At 68.8% G+C, this 16643-nt stretch carries 13 protein-coding genes and 1 tRNA gene; 9 read left to right on the top strand and 5 right to left on the bottom strand.

Annotated elements, in window-relative coordinates; all coding sequences use genetic code 11:
* Window positions 1-15: 15 nt before the first annotated feature.
* On the bottom strand, window positions 16-1821 hold the full coding sequence (locus tag OHA19_RS29920) for a glycoside hydrolase family 35 protein (RefSeq protein ID WP_405711643.1): 1806 nt from the start codon (window positions 1819-1821) through the stop codon (window positions 16-18).
* A gap of 259 nt (window positions 1822-2080) precedes the next feature.
* Between OHA19_RS29920 and OHA19_RS29925 the strand changes: the two genes are divergently transcribed.
* Complete coding sequence (locus tag OHA19_RS29925; protein ID WP_405711641.1) at window positions 2081-2974, top strand: helix-turn-helix domain-containing protein; 894 nt, start codon at window positions 2081-2083, stop codon at window positions 2972-2974.
* Window positions 2975-2985: 11 nt separating this feature from the next.
* The gene (locus OHA19_RS29930; protein WP_405711639.1) at window positions 2986-3312 is read left to right on the top strand and encodes a chorismate mutase; all 327 of its coding nucleotides are present in this window, start codon (window positions 2986-2988) and stop codon (window positions 3310-3312) included.
* On the opposite strand, the gene OHA19_RS29935 is transcribed toward OHA19_RS29930, so the two are convergent.
* Window positions 3257-4114: a hypothetical protein gene (locus tag OHA19_RS29935; RefSeq protein ID WP_405711637.1), complete on the bottom strand. Its 858-nt coding sequence runs from the start codon at window positions 4112-4114 to the stop codon at window positions 3257-3259. The genes OHA19_RS29930 and OHA19_RS29935 overlap by 56 nt on opposite strands.
* A gap of 264 nt (window positions 4115-4378) precedes the next feature.
* On the opposite strand from OHA19_RS29935, the gene OHA19_RS29940 reads away from it, so the two are divergent.
* The 4 genes from OHA19_RS29940 to OHA19_RS29955 all read left to right on the top strand — a co-directional run bounded on the left by OHA19_RS29940 (window position 4379) and on the right by OHA19_RS29955 (window position 10543).
* On the top strand, window positions 4379-4810 hold the full coding sequence (locus OHA19_RS29940; protein ID WP_405753327.1) for a hypothetical protein: 432 nt from the start codon (window positions 4379-4381) through the stop codon (window positions 4808-4810).
* 84 nt (window positions 4811-4894) lie between these two features.
* Window positions 4895-7399, top strand: coding sequence for an aminopeptidase N (pepN, locus tag OHA19_RS29945; protein ID WP_405711635.1), 2505 nt, complete (start codon window positions 4895-4897; stop codon window positions 7397-7399).
* Between the two features lie 313 nt (window positions 7400-7712).
* The gene (locus OHA19_RS29950) at window positions 7713-9128 is read left to right on the top strand and encodes a pyridoxal phosphate-dependent decarboxylase family protein (protein WP_405711633.1); all 1416 of its coding nucleotides are present in this window, start codon (window positions 7713-7715) and stop codon (window positions 9126-9128) included.
* Window positions 9125-10543, top strand: coding sequence for a lysine N(6)-hydroxylase/L-ornithine N(5)-oxygenase family protein (locus OHA19_RS29955; protein WP_405711631.1), 1419 nt, complete (start codon window positions 9125-9127; stop codon window positions 10541-10543). The genes OHA19_RS29950 and OHA19_RS29955 overlap by 4 nt, the downstream gene beginning before the upstream one ends.
* 70 nt (window positions 10544-10613) lie before the next feature.
* Here the strand turns inward: OHA19_RS29955 and OHA19_RS29960 are convergent, their stop codons facing one another.
* Window positions 10614-12419 carry a bifunctional metallophosphatase/5'-nucleotidase gene (locus OHA19_RS29960; RefSeq protein WP_405711629.1) on the bottom strand — a complete coding sequence of 602 codons (1806 nt, stop codon included), beginning with the start codon at window positions 12417-12419 and terminating at the stop codon, window positions 10614-10616.
* Window positions 12420-12600: 181 nt separating this feature from the next.
* Between OHA19_RS29960 and OHA19_RS29965 the strand changes: the two genes are divergently transcribed.
* Window positions 12601-13320: an SIMPL domain-containing protein gene (locus tag OHA19_RS29965; protein WP_405711627.1), complete on the top strand. Its 720-nt coding sequence runs from the start codon at window positions 12601-12603 to the stop codon at window positions 13318-13320.
* Window positions 13321-13446: 126 nt separating this feature from the next.
* The gene (gene pyk, locus OHA19_RS29970) at window positions 13447-14877 is read left to right on the top strand and encodes a pyruvate kinase (RefSeq protein WP_405711625.1); all 1431 of its coding nucleotides are present in this window, start codon (window positions 13447-13449) and stop codon (window positions 14875-14877) included.
* Between the two features lie 8 nt (window positions 14878-14885).
* On the opposite strand, the gene OHA19_RS29975 is transcribed toward pyk, so the two are convergent.
* Together OHA19_RS29975 and OHA19_RS29980 are read right to left on the bottom strand one after the other, a co-directional pair.
* On the bottom strand, window positions 14886-15644 hold the full coding sequence (locus OHA19_RS29975; RefSeq protein WP_405711623.1) for a transcriptional regulator: 759 nt from the start codon (window positions 15642-15644) through the stop codon (window positions 14886-14888).
* A gap of 109 nt (window positions 15645-15753) precedes the next feature.
* Window positions 15754-15828, bottom strand: a tRNA-Leu gene (locus tag OHA19_RS29980).
* A 99-nt stretch (window positions 15829-15927) separates the two neighbouring features.
* Here OHA19_RS29980 and OHA19_RS29985 point away from each other — a divergent pair.
* The gene (locus OHA19_RS29985; protein WP_266420680.1) at window positions 15928-16578 is read left to right on the top strand and encodes an ANTAR domain-containing response regulator; all 651 of its coding nucleotides are present in this window, start codon (window positions 15928-15930) and stop codon (window positions 16576-16578) included.
* Window positions 16579-16643 lie beyond the last annotated feature (65 nt).

Genomic DNA, 16643 nt, shown 5'->3' on the forward strand with positions numbered 1-16643 from the left:
GGCCGGTTCCGCACGTCACACCTGAACATCCCCGGGGGTGCCCGTCCGGACGGGCACCCCCGGACCCAGCTCCGCGTACGGCGCGCCCGCGCCCTCCAGCTCCAGCACCCACACCTCGTTGACACCCTCCCGCAGCACCGGCCCCGGCACGTACAGCGTCCGCTGCGCACCCAACGACCAGTAGCGCCCCAGGCAGAAGCCATTGACCCAGACGAACCCACGCGTCCAGTCCGGCAGTTCGAGCCCCGCATGCCCGGTACCGGCCACCCCGGAGACCTCGAAGGTCCCCCGGAACAGCCCGGTGGGCCCGGCCCCCTCGGCACTGCCGAACGCCACCCCGGCCAGCGCGTCCGGCCCCTCGAACGCCTCCAGCCGCAGCGCCCGCGCCCGCACCCCGTGCAGATACTGCCGCTCGTGCCGCACCCCGCCCGTGATCCCCTTGGGCTCACCGAGCCGCGGCCCGTAATTGACCCGGCCCAGCGACTCCACCCACAGCTCGACCTCCGCGGGCCCGGCCACCGGCTCGTCCAGGGCGCATTTCTCCTCGGTCAGCACACCCTCCCGGATCCCGTCCACATACACCACGGCCCGGTCCCGGAGCCCCGTCACACTCAGCTCGTAGGGCCGGCGCGGACCCGGCACACCCACCCGGTAGCGCACCAGACCCCGGTCGACCCCCAGCTCCTCGAAGGTCGGCGGAACACCGGACGGCGCCGCCTCCTCGTCGCCCAGCGCCTCCAGCACGGCATCCAGCGGCGCCCACTCCGTCAGACCGGCCCGCACCGGAACCGCCAGCCCGGCCGGCTCCGGCGGAAGCTCCGGAAGCGGCCCGTCCGCGTACTCGGCGAGCACCTCACGGAACAGCCGGAACTTCTCCGTGGGACGGCCGTACTCGTCGATCGGCGCGTCGTAGTCGTACGACGTCACCGTCGGCAGGAAGTCCTGGTCCTGGACCGGACCGGACCGGTTCGCCCCCGCCCACCCCGCGAAGTTCGTCCCCCCGTGCGCCATGTAGATGTTCACCGACGCCCCGCACTCCAGGATCTCCCGCAGCGCCTCGGTGGCCTGGGCCGGCTTCCGCACGATCGGCTCCGCACCCCAGTGCTCGAACCACCCGCACCAGAACTCCATGCACATCAGCGGCCCCTTCGGCTGATGGCGGCGCAGCACCTCGAACGCCTCGCGCGCACCCGAGCCGAAGTTCGCCGTGGCCAGCAGCCCCGGCACCGAACCGCCCGTCAGCATGTGGTCCTCAGGCCCGTCGGACGTGAACAGCGGCACCGTCACCCCACGCTCACGCAGCATCCCGGCCACCCGCCGCAGATAGACCTGATCGGAGCCGAAACTCCCGTACTCGTTCTCCGCCTGGACCATGATCACCGGACCGCCGCGCCCGATCTGCCGCTGCACCACCTGCGGCAGCAGCACATCGAACCACCGCTCCACGGCACCCAGATACTCCTCGTCACGCGACCGCACCCGCCGGCCGAACCGCCCCGTCACCCAGACCGGCAGACCACCGTTCTCCCACTCGGCACAGATGTACGGCCCCGGCCGGACGATCGCCCACAGCCCGGCCCGCTGCGCCGCGTCCAGGAACCGGCCGAGCGCCGCCACGTCCCGGAACCGGCCGGGCCGCGGCTCATGGAGATTCCACGGCACATACGTCTCGACACAGTTGAGCCCCATGGCGCGCAGCATCGACAGCCGGTGATCCCACTGCGCCTCGTGCACCCGGAAGTAGTGCAGGGCCCCCGACAGCAGCCGTACGGGCTTCCCGTCGATCCGGAAGTGGTCGTCCCCCACGGTGAAGTCAGCCATCGTGCTCGTACTCTCCTGTGCGTGCGGCCCCCGGAACCGCACGGTCCGGGCCCGTACGACAGCACGCACCACGGAGCGGGCGAACCCGGGAGGAATGTTGCCACCAGCTTCACCCCCTGGCGTCCGGCCGGTCCATGGACAAAGATCACTGCTGTTTGGACACAATTGTTCGGACCAGCGCGATGAACGCGACGACCGACGGTTCGGACCAATGCGAGAAATCGGATCGATGCAAGAAAAAGGGGAGGAAGGGAAGCCGATGTACCACACCTGGATGCGTTTCTTCACCCCCACCCCGCTCCACCACCGGCTGGGCCTCGTCTGCCTGGGCGTGGGCCTCCAGCACGGCGCACTGCCGACCGTCGGCCCACGCACCCTGGACCACCACGTGGCCGTCGTCATCAACTCCGGCAGCGGCTGGTTCACCGCACCCGACGGCCGCCGGGTGCCCGTCACCGCCCCCAGCCTGATCTGGCTGACCCCCGGCACCCCGCACCACTACGGCGCCGATCCGGGCACCGGCTGGGACGAGAGCTTCGTCGACTTCACCGGCCCCGCCACCGCCACCTACACCGAACTCGGCTACATCGAGCCCGACCGCCCGCTCGTCCCCCTCGCCGACACGGCCGGCCCCCGCGCCGCGATCGGACGGATCGTCCGCGCGGCACGGCGCGGCAACCCCCTGCTGGAGGTCGAGACCGGCGCCGCCGTCCACGAACTCCTCGTCACCCTGCGCCGGGCCCGCGCCGATGTCAGCCCCGACGGCGACCCCGTACTCCAGGCCCTGGCCCGCGACGCCTTCCAGCCAATGTCCGTCGCCGAGCACGCGGCCCGGCACGGCATGACCCCCGCCGAACTGCGCACGGCGGTACGCCGGGGCGCCGGGTGCAGCCCCAAGGACTACCTCCTCGGCATCCGGCTCGGCCGCGCCAAGGAGCTCCTCGCCGCCACCGACCTGCCGGTCGCCGCCGTCGCCCGACGCGTCGGCTACGACGACCCGGCGTACTTCTCGCGCCTCTTCGCCCGCCGGGTCGGCACCGCCCCGGTCCGCTTCCGCGAACAGCAGGGCCGCAACGTACCCGGCGGCTGGAGCGACCGGATTCCGGACCCGGAGCACCCACCGACGATCACCCCGCCGGGCCCGGCCGTCTAAGCTCGCTGACCATGACCACCAGGGACATCGACGAGTCCGTGAGCGCGGAACTGAACCGGCTGCGCGAGAGCATCGACAACATTGACGCCGCTGTTGTCCACATGCTCGCCGAGCGCTTCAAGTGCACCCAGCAGGTCGGCCACCTCAAGGCCGCCCACCAGCTCCCCCCGGCCGACCCGGCCCGCGAGAGCAGGCAGATCGAACGGCTGCGGCAACTGGCGGAGAGCGCGCACCTGGATCCGGCCTTCGCCGAGAAGCTGCTGAACTTCATCGTGGCGGAGGTCATCCGCCACCACGAGCGGATCGCGGAGGAGTCGGCGACGAACGCGCAGGCGTGAGCGCCGGGGACGGACGACCCACCGGCCGACGCGACCCGCGACCCGACCGCACCACCCAGGCACTCACCAGCAGCCCGAGCCCCGTCGCCAGCACCACGAGCCCGGCCCCCGCCGACTCGTTGACGTGATCACCGCTGCCCACGGGCTCGGGCGCCCCGGAAGCCGCCCAGTCGGGCAGGAACAGCAGACCCGCCCCCACCAGGGCCGGCACCACCCAGCCGAACCGCTCACGGCGCGAGCACCGGGCCGAAACCAGAGCACCCACAGCCAGCAGCACCGCACAACCGAGCGCCGGCAGCACCGTGTACGTCAGCCACTCGGACAGCAACGGCCGCCAGTACCACTCCGATTCCGGCCTCGGCCCGTCGAAGTAGTACTGGGTCCGCGGCTGCGGCTCACCCAGGAAATCCCGCAGGGTCCCGGGCACCAGACCGCCCAGCAGCCCCCCGGCGAACACGAGCCCCGCGAACCGCGCCGCCGCCCCGCCACCCGCCCGCCACCGGTCCACCGGGACGAACCGGAGCACCACCACGGCACACCAACCCGCCAGCAGCCCCAGGAACACACCCTTGACCGCCCCGTAACCGACCGGGATCCACACATTCCAGGGATAGTTCTGCGTGTGCGCGGCCCGCCAGCTTCCCGCGAGACACCAGGCGACCGCACCCGCGGCCACACCCCACGGCGCGACCCCCACAACCCACCGCCGCCCACCACCGGAGCCCCCGGCCCCCTGCCCGGCCGCCTGCTGCGCCCCGTCCGCCCCCCACACCCCGTCCGCACCCCGCACCGCTTCGGACACCGCCCGCCCCATCCGCTCCGACACTCCCGCCCGGCACCGGGCTCAGCACCCGTCCCAACGCGGGACGCGACAGCCGCCCGTACGGTTGCACGGCCCTGCCAACACTCCTCTACGGCCCGACCACCGGCACACCCGGCCGGCCGGGCAGGACGGGGACGAGCGCCACCGTCACGTTGTCGTGCCCGCCCGCCTCCAGCGCGTACAGCACGCTGGCTGGGATCGGCGGGCGCGACACCGGAGGAACTCGCCGGGCTCGAAGCCCGCCTGGGCACCGTACTCCCGCCGAGCTACCGGGGGTTCCTGCGGACCAGCAACGGCTGGCTCGACACGACGACCGCGATCCGGCGACTCCTGCCCGTCCCGGAGATCGGCTGGGCCAAGGACCTCGACCCGGAGCTGATCGAGGGCTGGTCCGGCAGCGGGGAACCAAACGACGTACCCGACGAGGACTACTACGCCTACGGCGACGAGCAACAACCCTGCACCATCAGGACCGAATACCTGAACGACATGCTCAAGATCAGCCACGCCCCCGACGCATCGGACGTCTACCTGCTCAACCCGCGCGTCGTCACCCCCGACGGCGAATGGGAAGCCTGGTACTTCGCCCACTGGCTGCCCGGAGCGGTCCGGTACCGGTCCTTCTGGGACCTCATGAACGACGAATACCACAACTTCCGAGGCGACCAGGGATGACCACCAGCCCCCCCCGCCGGACAGCCGCTCAGCCGTGGGAGAACCCGACTGCGCTCCGCCCACCGCGTACGGCAGCATGGACACATGTCCGTACTGACGCGCGACGAAGCGCAGACCCGAGCCCAGTTCCTCGACGTACACCGGTACACGATCGACCTCGATCTGACTGCGGGGGAGGAGACCTTCGACTCCACCACCGTCATCCAGTTCACCGCAGCCGCAGCCGGAGACACATTCGTCGAACTCAAGCCGGCCACCCTGCGCTCGATCAGCCTCGACGGACAGCCCCTGGACCCCGCCGACCTCGTCGAGAACCGCTTCCCCCTCACCGCACTCACCGCCGGCACCCACGAACTGCACATCGACGCCGCCATGCGCTACTCCCGCACCGGCGAAGGCATGCACCGCTTCACCGACCCGACCGACGGCGAGACGTACGTCTACACCCAGCTCTTCATGGAAGACGTCCAGCGCGTCTTCGCCGCGTTCGACCAGCCCGACCTCAAGTCCGTCTTCGAACTCACCGTCACCGCCCCCGAAGGCTGGACCGTCCTCGGCAACGCCGTCGCCGAACACCGCGGCGACGGCCACTGGGCCCTGGCCGCCACCCCACTGATCTCCACCTACCTCGTCGCCGTCGCCGCCGGCCCCTGGCACTCCGTGACCACCGAACACGCCGGACTGCCCTTCGGCATCCACTGCCGCCGCTCCCTGGCCCCGTACCTCGACACGGACGCCGACGAGATCCTCGACATCACCCGGGCCTGCTTCGACCGCTTCCACGAGAAGTTCGACGAGCCCTACCCCTTCGACTCCTACGACCAGGCATTCGTCCCCGAGTTCAACGCCGGCGCCATGGAGAACCCCGGACTCGTCACCTTCCGCGACGAGTTCATCTACCGCTCCGCCGTCACCGACACCGAACGCCAGACCCGCGGCATGGTCATCGCCCACGAGATGGCCCACATGTGGTTCGGCGACCTCGTCACCCTCGCCTGGTGGGACGACATCTGGCTCAACGAGTCCTTCGCCGAGTACATGGGCTACCAGACCCTCGCCGAAGCCACCCGCTTCACCGACACCTGGGTCGACTTCGGCGTCGCCCGCAAGGGCTGGGGCTACGACGCCGACCAGCGCCCCTCCACCCACCCCGTCGCACCCGACCCGGCCGCCGTCCCCGACACCGCGTCCGCCATGCTCAACTTCGACGGCATCTCATACGCCAAGGGCGCCTCCGCCCTGCGCCAACTCGTCGCCTGGCTCGGCGAGAAGGACTTCCTGGCCGGCATCAACACCCACTTCGCCCGCCACAAGTTCGCCAACGCCACCCTCGCCGACTTCATCGACAACCTCGCATCGGCCACCGACCGCGACGTCCACGCCTGGGCCGACGCCTGGCTGCGCACCACCGGCGTCGACACCCTCACCCCCCGCATCGCGGAGTCCGACGGCAACTGGACCCTCGGCATCGACCACAAGGGCACCCGCCCCCACCGCATCGCCGTCGGCGCCTACGACCACGCCCCGGACACGATCACCGGCACCGAACGGCTCGTCCTGCGCGACCGGTTCGAGATCGACGTCCCCCTGAACGGCACATCCGAAGCACGCCCCGGCAACCGCCCCGCACTCCTCGTCCTCAACGACGGCGACCTCAGCTACGCCAAGGTCCGCCTCGACGCCCGGTCCTGGGAAACCGTCGTCGCCGGTCTCTCCGGCATCCCCGACGCACTGACCCGCGCCGTCATCTGGAACACCGCCCGCGACATGGTCCGCGACGGCGAACTCGCCCCCGCCACCTACCTCGAAGCGGCCCGCACCCACCTGCCGCACGAGACCGACCTGGCCCTCGCCGAAGGCGTACTCGCCTTCGCCGCCACCCACGTCGCCGGCCGCTACACAAGCCCCGAGAAGCGCCCCGCAGCCCTCGCCATCCTCACCGCCCTGTGCCGCGACCTCATCCGCCGCACCGAGGACGGCCACAACCCCGGCCTCCGCCTCATCGCCGTACGCCACCTCATCGACGCCGCGACCCAGCCCGACACCATCCACGACTGGCTCAGCAACGGCACCGTCCCCGGCGGACCCGAACTCGACCCCGAACTGCGCTGGCGCGTCCTCACCCGCCTCGCCGTCCTCGGCGCCATCGACGAAACCACCATCGCCGCCGAACTCGAACAGGACCCCAGCGCCACCGGACAGGAAGGCGCCGCCCGCTGCCGCGCCGCCCTCCCCACCCCCGAGGCCAAGGCCACCGCCTGGCACGCCATGTTCAACGACGACAGCCTCTCCAACTACCTCTTCACCGCCGTCGCCCAGGGCTTCTGGCATCCCGAACAGGCCGACCTCGTACGCGACTACGTGACCCGCTACTACCCCGAGGCGACCGCACTCGCCGCCCGCCGGGGCCCCGCCATCGCGGACGCCGCGGGACGCTACGCCTTCCCGGCGTACGCCGTCGACGCCGAGAACCTCCACCTCGGCGAACAGGCCCTCGACGACCAGGCCCTCATCCCCGCCCTGCACCGCAAACTCACCGACCAGATCGACGACCTGCGCCGCGCACTCAACGTACGTAACGCCCACTGACCCACTGACCACCGACCTGCGGACTCACCGGCCTGCGGGACTGCTGACCCGCAGGTCCATCCCGCACCAGCCGCACCACCCCGCACCAGCCGCACCACCCGTGCCCGGCGCCTCCACCCCAGGAGGACGCCGGGCACACCCGTATCCGGCGCCACACCCATACCACCAGAACACCCCACCCCACCCCCCACCCCGCCACCCATCCCCCTTTCGAGTTCACATCCCCCGGCTCCCCGGCCACGCCACCCGAAACCCGGACAAGCTGACACGTCAACCCATGCCTGGTCACGCGCGTCCGAAGGGCCCCCACGCCATGCCTACCCCACCCCCACCCTCACCCCCGCCACTCGCCGGAACCACCACCGGCCCCACCGCCCTGCGCCCCCTCATCGACACCGTCCTCACCGCACTCCACGACGGAGCCCACCGACGCGACGGCCCCCTCCCCGCCGGCGGCCCCGACGCCGTCACCCCACGCATGCGCACCGCCACCCACCCCGTCATCCCCGACCACGGCACCGGCCCCCACCACGCCCTGCGCACCCTCGTCACCGCCCTCACCGAAGGCGCCGCAGACCCCGCCGACCCCCTCTGCACCGCCCACCTCCACACCCCGCCCCTCGCCCTCGCCACCGCGGCCGACCTCGCCGCCTCCGCCCTCAACCCCTCCATGGACTCCTGGGACCAGGCCCCCGCCGCCTCCGCCCTCGAAGCCGACACCACCGCCGCCCTCGCCGCCGAGATCTACCCCCACCAACCCACCCCCGACGCCCTCATCACCACCGGCGGCACCGAGTCCAACCAACTCGCACTCCTCCTCGCCCGCGAACGCAACGGCCCCGTACAAACCATCTGCGCCGCCAACGCCCACCACAGCATCACCCGCGCCGCCTGGCTCCTCGGCCTCCCCGCCCCCATCGTCATCCCCGCCCCCACCGGCGTCATGGACCTCACCGCACTCCACGAAGCCCTCACCCGGCACGACCGCCCCCTCCTCGTCACCGCCACCGCCGGCACCACCGACACCGGCCGAATCGACCCACTCACCGACATCGCCGACCTCTGCACCACCCACGGCGCCGAACTGCACATCGACGCCGCCTACGGCGGCCCCCTCCTCTTCAGCCCCACCCACCGGGACAAGATCCACGGCCTCGACCGCGCCCACAGCGTCACCCTCGACCTGCACAAACTCGGCTGGCAACCAGCACCCGCCGGCATCCTCGCCGTCCCCCACCGCCACCACCTCGACCCACTCCACCACCAAGCCCCCTACCTCAACGCCGACGACGACACCGAAGCCGGCCTCCCCGACCTCCTCGGCCGCTCCCTGCGCACCACCCGACGCCCCGACGCCCTCAAGATCGCCGTCACCCTCCAAGCACTCGGCCGCACCGGACTCGCCGACCTCATCGACCGCACCCTCACCACCGCCCACCACCTCGCCGACCTCATCACCCAAACCCCCGACCTCGACCTCTACGACCGCCCCACCATCAGCACCGTCCTCTTCCGCCCCACCGACGCCGACGACAACACCGTCGCCACCATCCGCCGCACCCTCCTCACCCGCGGCCAAGCCGTACTCGGCCGCGCCCACACCGACAACCGCCTCTGGCTCAAAGCCACCCTCCTCAACCCCCACACCACCCCCCGACACCTGCGCACACTCCTCGACCTCGTCAACCAACTCACCAACGATCTCGCGGAAGGCAACACCCCCCGATGACCGACCTCCCCACCCCCGACACCGACCAGCCACACGACCTCATCGGCATCGGCATCGGCCCCTTCAACCTCTCCCTCGCCGCCCTCGCCCACGGCGTCCCCGCCCACCCCCACCCCCTCAACGCCGCCTTCTACGAACAACGCCCCGCCTTCCACTGGCACCCCGGCCTCCTCATCGACGGAGCCAGCCTCCAAGTCCCCTTCCTCGCCGACCTCGTCACCCTCGCCGACCCCGCCAGTCCCTGGACCTTCCTCAACTACCTACGCAGCCGCGACCGCCTCTTCCCCTTCTACTTCGCCGAGCGCTTCCACATCCAACGCGCCGAATACGACGCCTACTGCCGCTGGGTCACCGACCAACTCCCCGGCCTCCACTTCAGCCACCAGGTCGACGCCGTCCGCTGGAACAACCAACGCAAACTCTTCGAAATCGACTTCACCCAACTCGACAACGAAGGCGAAGCCGAAGCACTCGGCCGCGCCCACACCCGCAACATCGCCCTCGGCATCGGCACAGAGCCCTACATCCCCGACTTCTTCAAACCCCTCACCGAAGCCGAGAACGCCCCCGTCATCCACTCCGCCGACTACCTCCACCACCGCCAGGAACTCCTCCAAGCACCCCACATCACCGTCATCGGCTCCGGACAATCCGGCGCCGAAATCTTCCTCGACCTCCTGCGCGCCCGCCCCCAGGGCCACGAAAACCTCCACTGGCTCGCCCGAACCCAGGCATTCGCACCCATGGAGTACTCAAAACTCGGCCTCGAACACTTCACCCCCGACTACAGCCGCTACTTCCACGCCCTCCCCGAAGCCGTACGCGACGAACTCGTCCCCCATCAATGGCAACTCCACAAGGGCATCGACGCCGACACCATCGCCGCCATCCACGACGAGCTCTACCGCCGCACCCTCCACGGCGGCTGGCCCGACACCACCCTCACCCCCGGCGTCTCCGTACGCACCGCAGGACGCGTCGCCAACACCCGCATCGAACTCCACCTCGAACACACCCAGCAGAACACCCGCACCCGCCTCACCACCGACGCCGTCGTCCTCGCCACCGGCTACCGCGAACGCTCCCTCGACCGCATCCTCACCGGCCTCGACCCCTACATGCGCCGCGACGCCTCCGAACGCCCCCGCATCGACGACCGGTTCCGCCTCGTCCTCGACCCCACCGTCACCGGCAACGTCTATGTACAGAACGCCGAACGACACACCCACGGCGTCGGCGCCCCCGACCTCGGACTCGCCGCCTGGCGCAGCGCCACCATCCTCAACGACCTCACCGCCACCAACCCCTACCCCCTCCCCGAACGCACCGCCTTCACCACCTTCGGCCTCAACCCCCACCACTCACGCGTCCCCACCCAGAGACCCGACCTCATCCCCCTCGCCCGGAACAACTGACACCCCCACACACACAGAAGGCGGCCGCCCCCTCCCGAAGGAGCAGACGGCCGCCCCCCGCAACAACCCGCTAGAACACCGGCGTACCCTCACGCGTCAGCCGCCAGTCCACCGAAGCGAACCGCGCGCCGTCCACCGACCCCTTCGCCTGGACCCAGGAGATGATCGTGTTACGGATCTCCTCCGAATTGGCCCACAACTGCTTGGCACCCGCCACATGCGGGAAGTTACCGCCACCACTGGCCCGGTAATTGTTCACCGCCAGCACGAACTCCGCCGCCGGATCGATCGGCTTCCCCTCGAACGCAAGATTCACGATCCGCGAACCATTCGGCTTCGCAATATCGATCTCGTACGTCAGACCCGAAACCGCGTCATAGTTGTAATCCGGAGTACTGTCCGCATTCGTCAGCTTCGCAGTATCCACCGGCGCACCCACCGCAGTCTGCACGTAATACCGCGCCGAGAACTCCAGATAATCCTTCAACTGGGCACCCGTCAGCAACCGCGCCTCAAGCGTGTTCTCGAACGGATACAGACCCGCCGCATCCTTGATCGTCACATCACCGGCCGGAATCTGCGCCGTACGCGAGAAACACGACGCCTGCGAAAGCACCGGAAGCGCCGCATACGCGCCACCCGCCAACGCCGCCTTCACCGTCTCCGTCTGGACCACATTGATCAGATCAATGATCGGCTCGTCCTTCCAGGCCGCCTCCGCCGTCGTCATCGCCGCCGTCGACGTACCGATCACCTGATTGACGTACGCCACAACCTTCTTGTGCTCATCCGCCAACAACCGCGTGATCTTCGGGTCCTCCGCCACCGTGTTGGAGTTCAGCACCTGCGAACCCGCCCGCTCCACGACCCAGCGGCCCTTCTCCCACACCAGATCGAAGTCGAACAGCGTCAGCCGCTGCCCCCACTTCAACGGCTCCGAAAGCACCACCTTCTTGCCGGTCTGCTTGTTCTCCACGAAATACTCGGGAATCTCAAGATGCGCATGCCCGACCAAAATCGCATCGATCCCCGGAACCTGCTCGGCCACCAGGCCCGCCGCATTCTCCACATACGGGACCTGATCACCGTACGACGACGTACCACTGTTACCCGAATGCGCCGAAACGATCACCACATCCGCACCCATCGAACGAAGCCGCGGCACAAACTTCGCCGCCTGCTCCTCCAGCCCCGGGAACACCATCTTCCCGCTCACATTCGCCTTGTCCCAGATAGCGATCCCCGGATTCGTCAACCCCAGGATCGCAACCTTCACATCCCGGCCGTGCGGAGTGCGCATCCGCTTGATGACATACGGAGCGAACGCCGGCCGCAACGTCTTCGCATCCAACGCGTTCGCACCCAGCAGCGGGAAATCACACTGCTCCTCGAACTTCCGCAGCACCGGAATACCGTAATTGAACTCGTGGTTACCGAGCGCCGCCGCGTCATACCCGATCGCGTTCATCGCCTGAGCCATCGGATGCACCGGACCACGCTTCGCCGTGATCGGATCGATCTTCGCGTAGTAGTACGACAACTGGGTGCCCTGGATCGTGTCACCCGCATCGATCATCAACGTGTTACGACGACCCTTCTCCCGGCGCACCTGATCCACCAGCGTCGAGATCTTCGCCAGACCCACATCATTGTGCGCCTTGTCGTCGAACTCCTTGTCCGTGAAGTAGTCCCAGTTGAAGACGTTCCCGTGCAGATCGGTGGTGCCCATCACCGTGAACGAGTACCGCTTCGGCGGACGCCCGTGCCCATGCCCGTGCCCATGCGCCGAAGCAGGCACCGCAGATGCCCCCGCGATCGCCACACCCGCACCGGCAGCCGCCGATGTGCCCAGGAACGTCCTACGGTTCAGCGGCATTTCGTCTCCCACATCTCAGTTCTCACGCAACTCGGTACTCGCACGACGCGACGCCCCGACAACAAGGACCGCCATGCACAACGCGCGTAGATTCTGACCCAGGAGCCACACCGCGCAACACCCCTTGCGGGTTTCGATCTGATGACCAGCCGCTGTCCGACCCGGATGCAACAGTGGACCCATGACCGACACCCCGACGCCCCACCCCACCCCACCGTCCTACGGCACCCCCGAACACCCCCGCGTCGCCGTCCGCGGCGAAGCCCGCCTCCAGGTCGACCCCGAAACCGCCCGCCTCACCATCACCGTCACCACCCGTGGCAAGGACCGCCGCAACGCCCTCGAAGACCTCACCCGCCGAAACAACCACGTACTCGAACTCGCACGCTCCTACGGACAAGCCATGGAAAAACTCGAAAGCGGCGCATTCTCCATCACACCCGAACTCACCCAGAAGGGCCGCAACGAACAAATCCACGCCTACCACGGCCGCGTACACATCACCGCAGTCCTCAACGACTTCACCGCGCTGGGCGAATTCACCACCAAAATCGCCGACCTCGACATGACCCGCGTCAACGGCCCCTGGTGGGGACTCCGCCCCGACTCACCCGCACACGCGACCGCCCGCCGCCAAGCCGTCCACGAAGCCGTCCAACGCGCCCGCGAATACGCCGACGCCCTAGGCGCCCACCTCACCGCACTCGTCGAACTCGCCGACCTCGGCGCGGAGAACGCAGCCCCGGCCGCCCTGCCCTCACCCGCCGCCCCACGCGGCAGAGCCGCCGCCTTCGGCGGAGCAGCACCCGAAGCAGCCCCCGCCCTCGACCTCGAACCACAACGCCAGACGGTCTACGCCCAGGTCAACGCCCGCTTCATCATGTCACCGCCGAAACTGTGAAAAGGAATGCTCATCCGAGCACCCCGGCGCACAATTCAACACTTGTCAATAACCCTTCATCCAAAGGCCGTTGAGCAGTCACGACACCCTAAATAACTACCCGTAGGTAAGGTCTAGGGTCGAACCATGCGCCGAGCAAAAATCGTTTGTACCCTGGGCCCCGCCGTCGACACATACGACCAGATCAAGGCATTGGTCGAAGCGGGAATGGACATCGCCCGCCTCAACCTCAGCCACGGCACCTACGCCGAACACGAAGAGCGGTACCGCCACGTACGCAAGGCCTCCGACGAGACCGGACGCAGCGTCGGCATCCTCGCCGACCTTCAAGGCCCGAAGATCCGCCTGGGACGCTTCCTCGAAGGCCCCGTACTCCTTGAACGCGGCGACAGCTTCACCATCACCGTCGAACCCGTCGAAGGCGACCGCCACACCTGCGGCACCACCTACGACGGCCTCGCCGCCGACGTCACCCTTGGCGAACGCATCCTCGTCGACGACGGCCGCGTCACCCTCGAAGTCACCGAAGTCGACGGCCCACGCGTCCACACCACCGTCATCGAAGGCGGCATGGTCTCCGACCACAAGGGCCTCAACCTCCCCGGCGTCGCCGTCTCCGTCCCCGCACTCTCCGAGAAGGACATCGAGGACCTCCGCTGGGCACTCCGCACCGGCGCCGACATCATCGCCCTCTCCTTCGTCCGCAGCGGACGCGACATCGAGGACGTCCACCGCATCATGGACGAGGAGGGCCGCCGCCTCCCCGTCATCGCCAAGGTGGAGAAGCCCCAGGCCGTCGAGAACATCGACGGCATCGTCGCCGCCTTCGACGGCATCATGGTCGCCCGCGGCGACCTCGGCGTCGAAATGCCGCTGGAACAGGTGCCGATCGTCCAGAAGCGCGCGATCAAACTCGCCAAGCGCAACGCCAAGCCGGTCATCGTCGCCACCCAGATGCTCGACTCGATGATCGACAACTCCCGCCCCACCCGCGCCGAGGCATCCGACGTCGCCAACGCCGTCATCGACGGCACGGACGCGGTGATGCTCTCCGGCGAGACCAGCGTGGGCAAGTACCCCGTCGAGACGGTCCGCACGATGTCCCGCATCGTCGAGGCCGCCGAGGAGGACATCCTCACGGGCCTCCCGCCCCTGACCGACCGCAACAAGCCCCGCACCCAGGGCGGCGCGGTCGCCCGCGCGGCGGCCGAGATGGGCGACTTCCTGGGCGCGAAGTTCCTGGTCGCCTTCACCCAGAGCGGCGACACGGTCAGGCGCCTCTCCCGCTACCGCTCACCCATCCCGCTCCTGGCCTTCACCCCGGACCCGGCCACCCGCTCCCAGCTCAACCTGACCTGGGGCGTCGAGGCCTTCCTCGGCCCGCAGGTGGACTCGACGGACGCGATGGTCGCCCAGGTCGACGAGGAGCTGCTGAAGATCGGCCGCTGCGAGAAGGGCGACGTCGTGGTCATCACGGCCGGCTCCCCGCCGGGCGTCCCCGGCTCGACGAACCTGGTGCGGGTGCACCACATCGGCGAGGACGACAGCCCGAAGTAGGCCGGTCGTCAGTGCTTCGGCCCGACGTGGGCGTCCATCAGAGCGACGGACGCCCGTCGGGCGACGGAGATGTTCCGCTTGTTGGCCTGCTTCCACTGAACGCCGACGAGGTCCAGGGCATCGGTGAAGAGCGCCAGGATGTCGGCTGACAAGTTGGTGAAGAAGTACCGGGGGTACTCGTAGCGTTTTTGCTCGCCGCCGATGATCTTCGTGGTCCAGTTGGTGACTCGGCATCCGTCGGAGTGGATCAGGCCGCGGATGAACTCCCAAGGGTGGGTACACACGATCTGTTGTTGCCAGGGCTCTAGAGAGATCGTGCGCTCATGCTTCTTGCCGGGGCCGTGCTGGGGGAAGAGGCAAGGCCAGTGCTTGCTGTAGCACGTCACGTTCTGGCAGCCCTGATGCTGAGCTCGGAACACCCTATTGCCGGGGCGCGCGAGCTGCATGGCTTCGGCGCAAGCATCGATGAGGCCCGGCCAGCTGTCGGCGCAGGCAATACGGAGGAAATACACGCCCCTTTTGCCGGCGCTGATACAGCCGTCGCCGAGATAGAGGCCCAGTAAGTAGGCGTACGCGGCGGGGTCTTCAGGATCGCTCGGCATGTCGCCGCACCGCGGGCAGTCCGCAGCACGGCTGAGGGGGTCTATTCGTGTCTGCCACGAACGGATGGCGGCACGCGAGATGCCGGTCTGCTTGCTCACGGAGTTCTGGCTGAAACCCTGCGCGACGAGGGCCAGAGCACGCTTGCGCGTATCAAGGTCGTACACCAGGCCGAGCCTGTCCGGATCTAGGCAATCCAGAGGCGGAACAAGCCGACATTCACACGTTCACGTGAAGTCTTGCCGTTCTTCGGCGGCCTTGGAATCGAAGGAAAAGTACCCCGAGTCGGACTCGAACCGACACTGTATGGGTTTTGAATCCATTGTCTCTAACCAATTGGACTACCGGGGCTTGCTGAATCGTAGGTTTCCCTCAACCCGCTGCCCGACCACCTTACCGCAGCTGGGTAGGCTCTTGGCAGCAGTACCCCTGCCTTGATCAAGGAGCCCCGTGACCACGCCCGAGTCGCCCCAGCCCGCCGCCGACGACGACAAGTCGCACGTTCCGCCGCTGACGACCCGCGTCGTCATCGCCGAGGACGAGGCGCTCATCCGTCTCGACCTCAAAGAGATGCTGGAGGAAGAGGGCTACGCGGTCGTCGGCGAGGCCGGGGACGGGCAGCGGGCCGTCGAGCTGGCGCGGGAGCACCGGCCGGATCTGGTGATCCTCGATGTGAAGATGCCGGTCCTGGACGGGATCTCCGCCGCGGAGAAGATCGCCGAGGAGTCCATCGCGCCGGTCCTGATGCTCACCGCGTTCTCGCAGCGCGATCTCGTCGAGCGGGCCCGGGACGCCGGGGCGATGGCGTATCTGGTGAAGCCGTTCAGCAAGAGCGACGTGGTGCCGGCCATCGAGATGGCGGTGTCGCGGTTCGCGGAGCTGAAGGCGCTGGAGTCCGAGGTCGCGGACCTGGCGCAGCGGCTGGAGACGCGGAAGCTGGTGGACCGGGCGAAGAGCATTCTGCAGACGGATTACGGGCTCTCCGAGCCGGCTGCGTTCCGGTGGATCCAGAAGACGTCGATGGACCGGCGGTTGTCGATGCAGCAGTTGGCCGAGGCGTTGATCGAGGATGCCGAGGAGAAGAAGAAGGCGGCCGAGTAGTCCGTTCTTGAGTACGGAGAAGGCCCGCGTCCCGGATGAAGATGTCCGGGGCGCGGGCCTTCTTT

Origin of the sequence: Streptomyces sp. NBC_00012 (genome assembly GCF_045040875.1) — a bacterium.
In the GTDB taxonomy this organism is placed as follows: domain Bacteria; phylum Actinomycetota; class Actinomycetes; order Streptomycetales; family Streptomycetaceae; genus Streptomyces.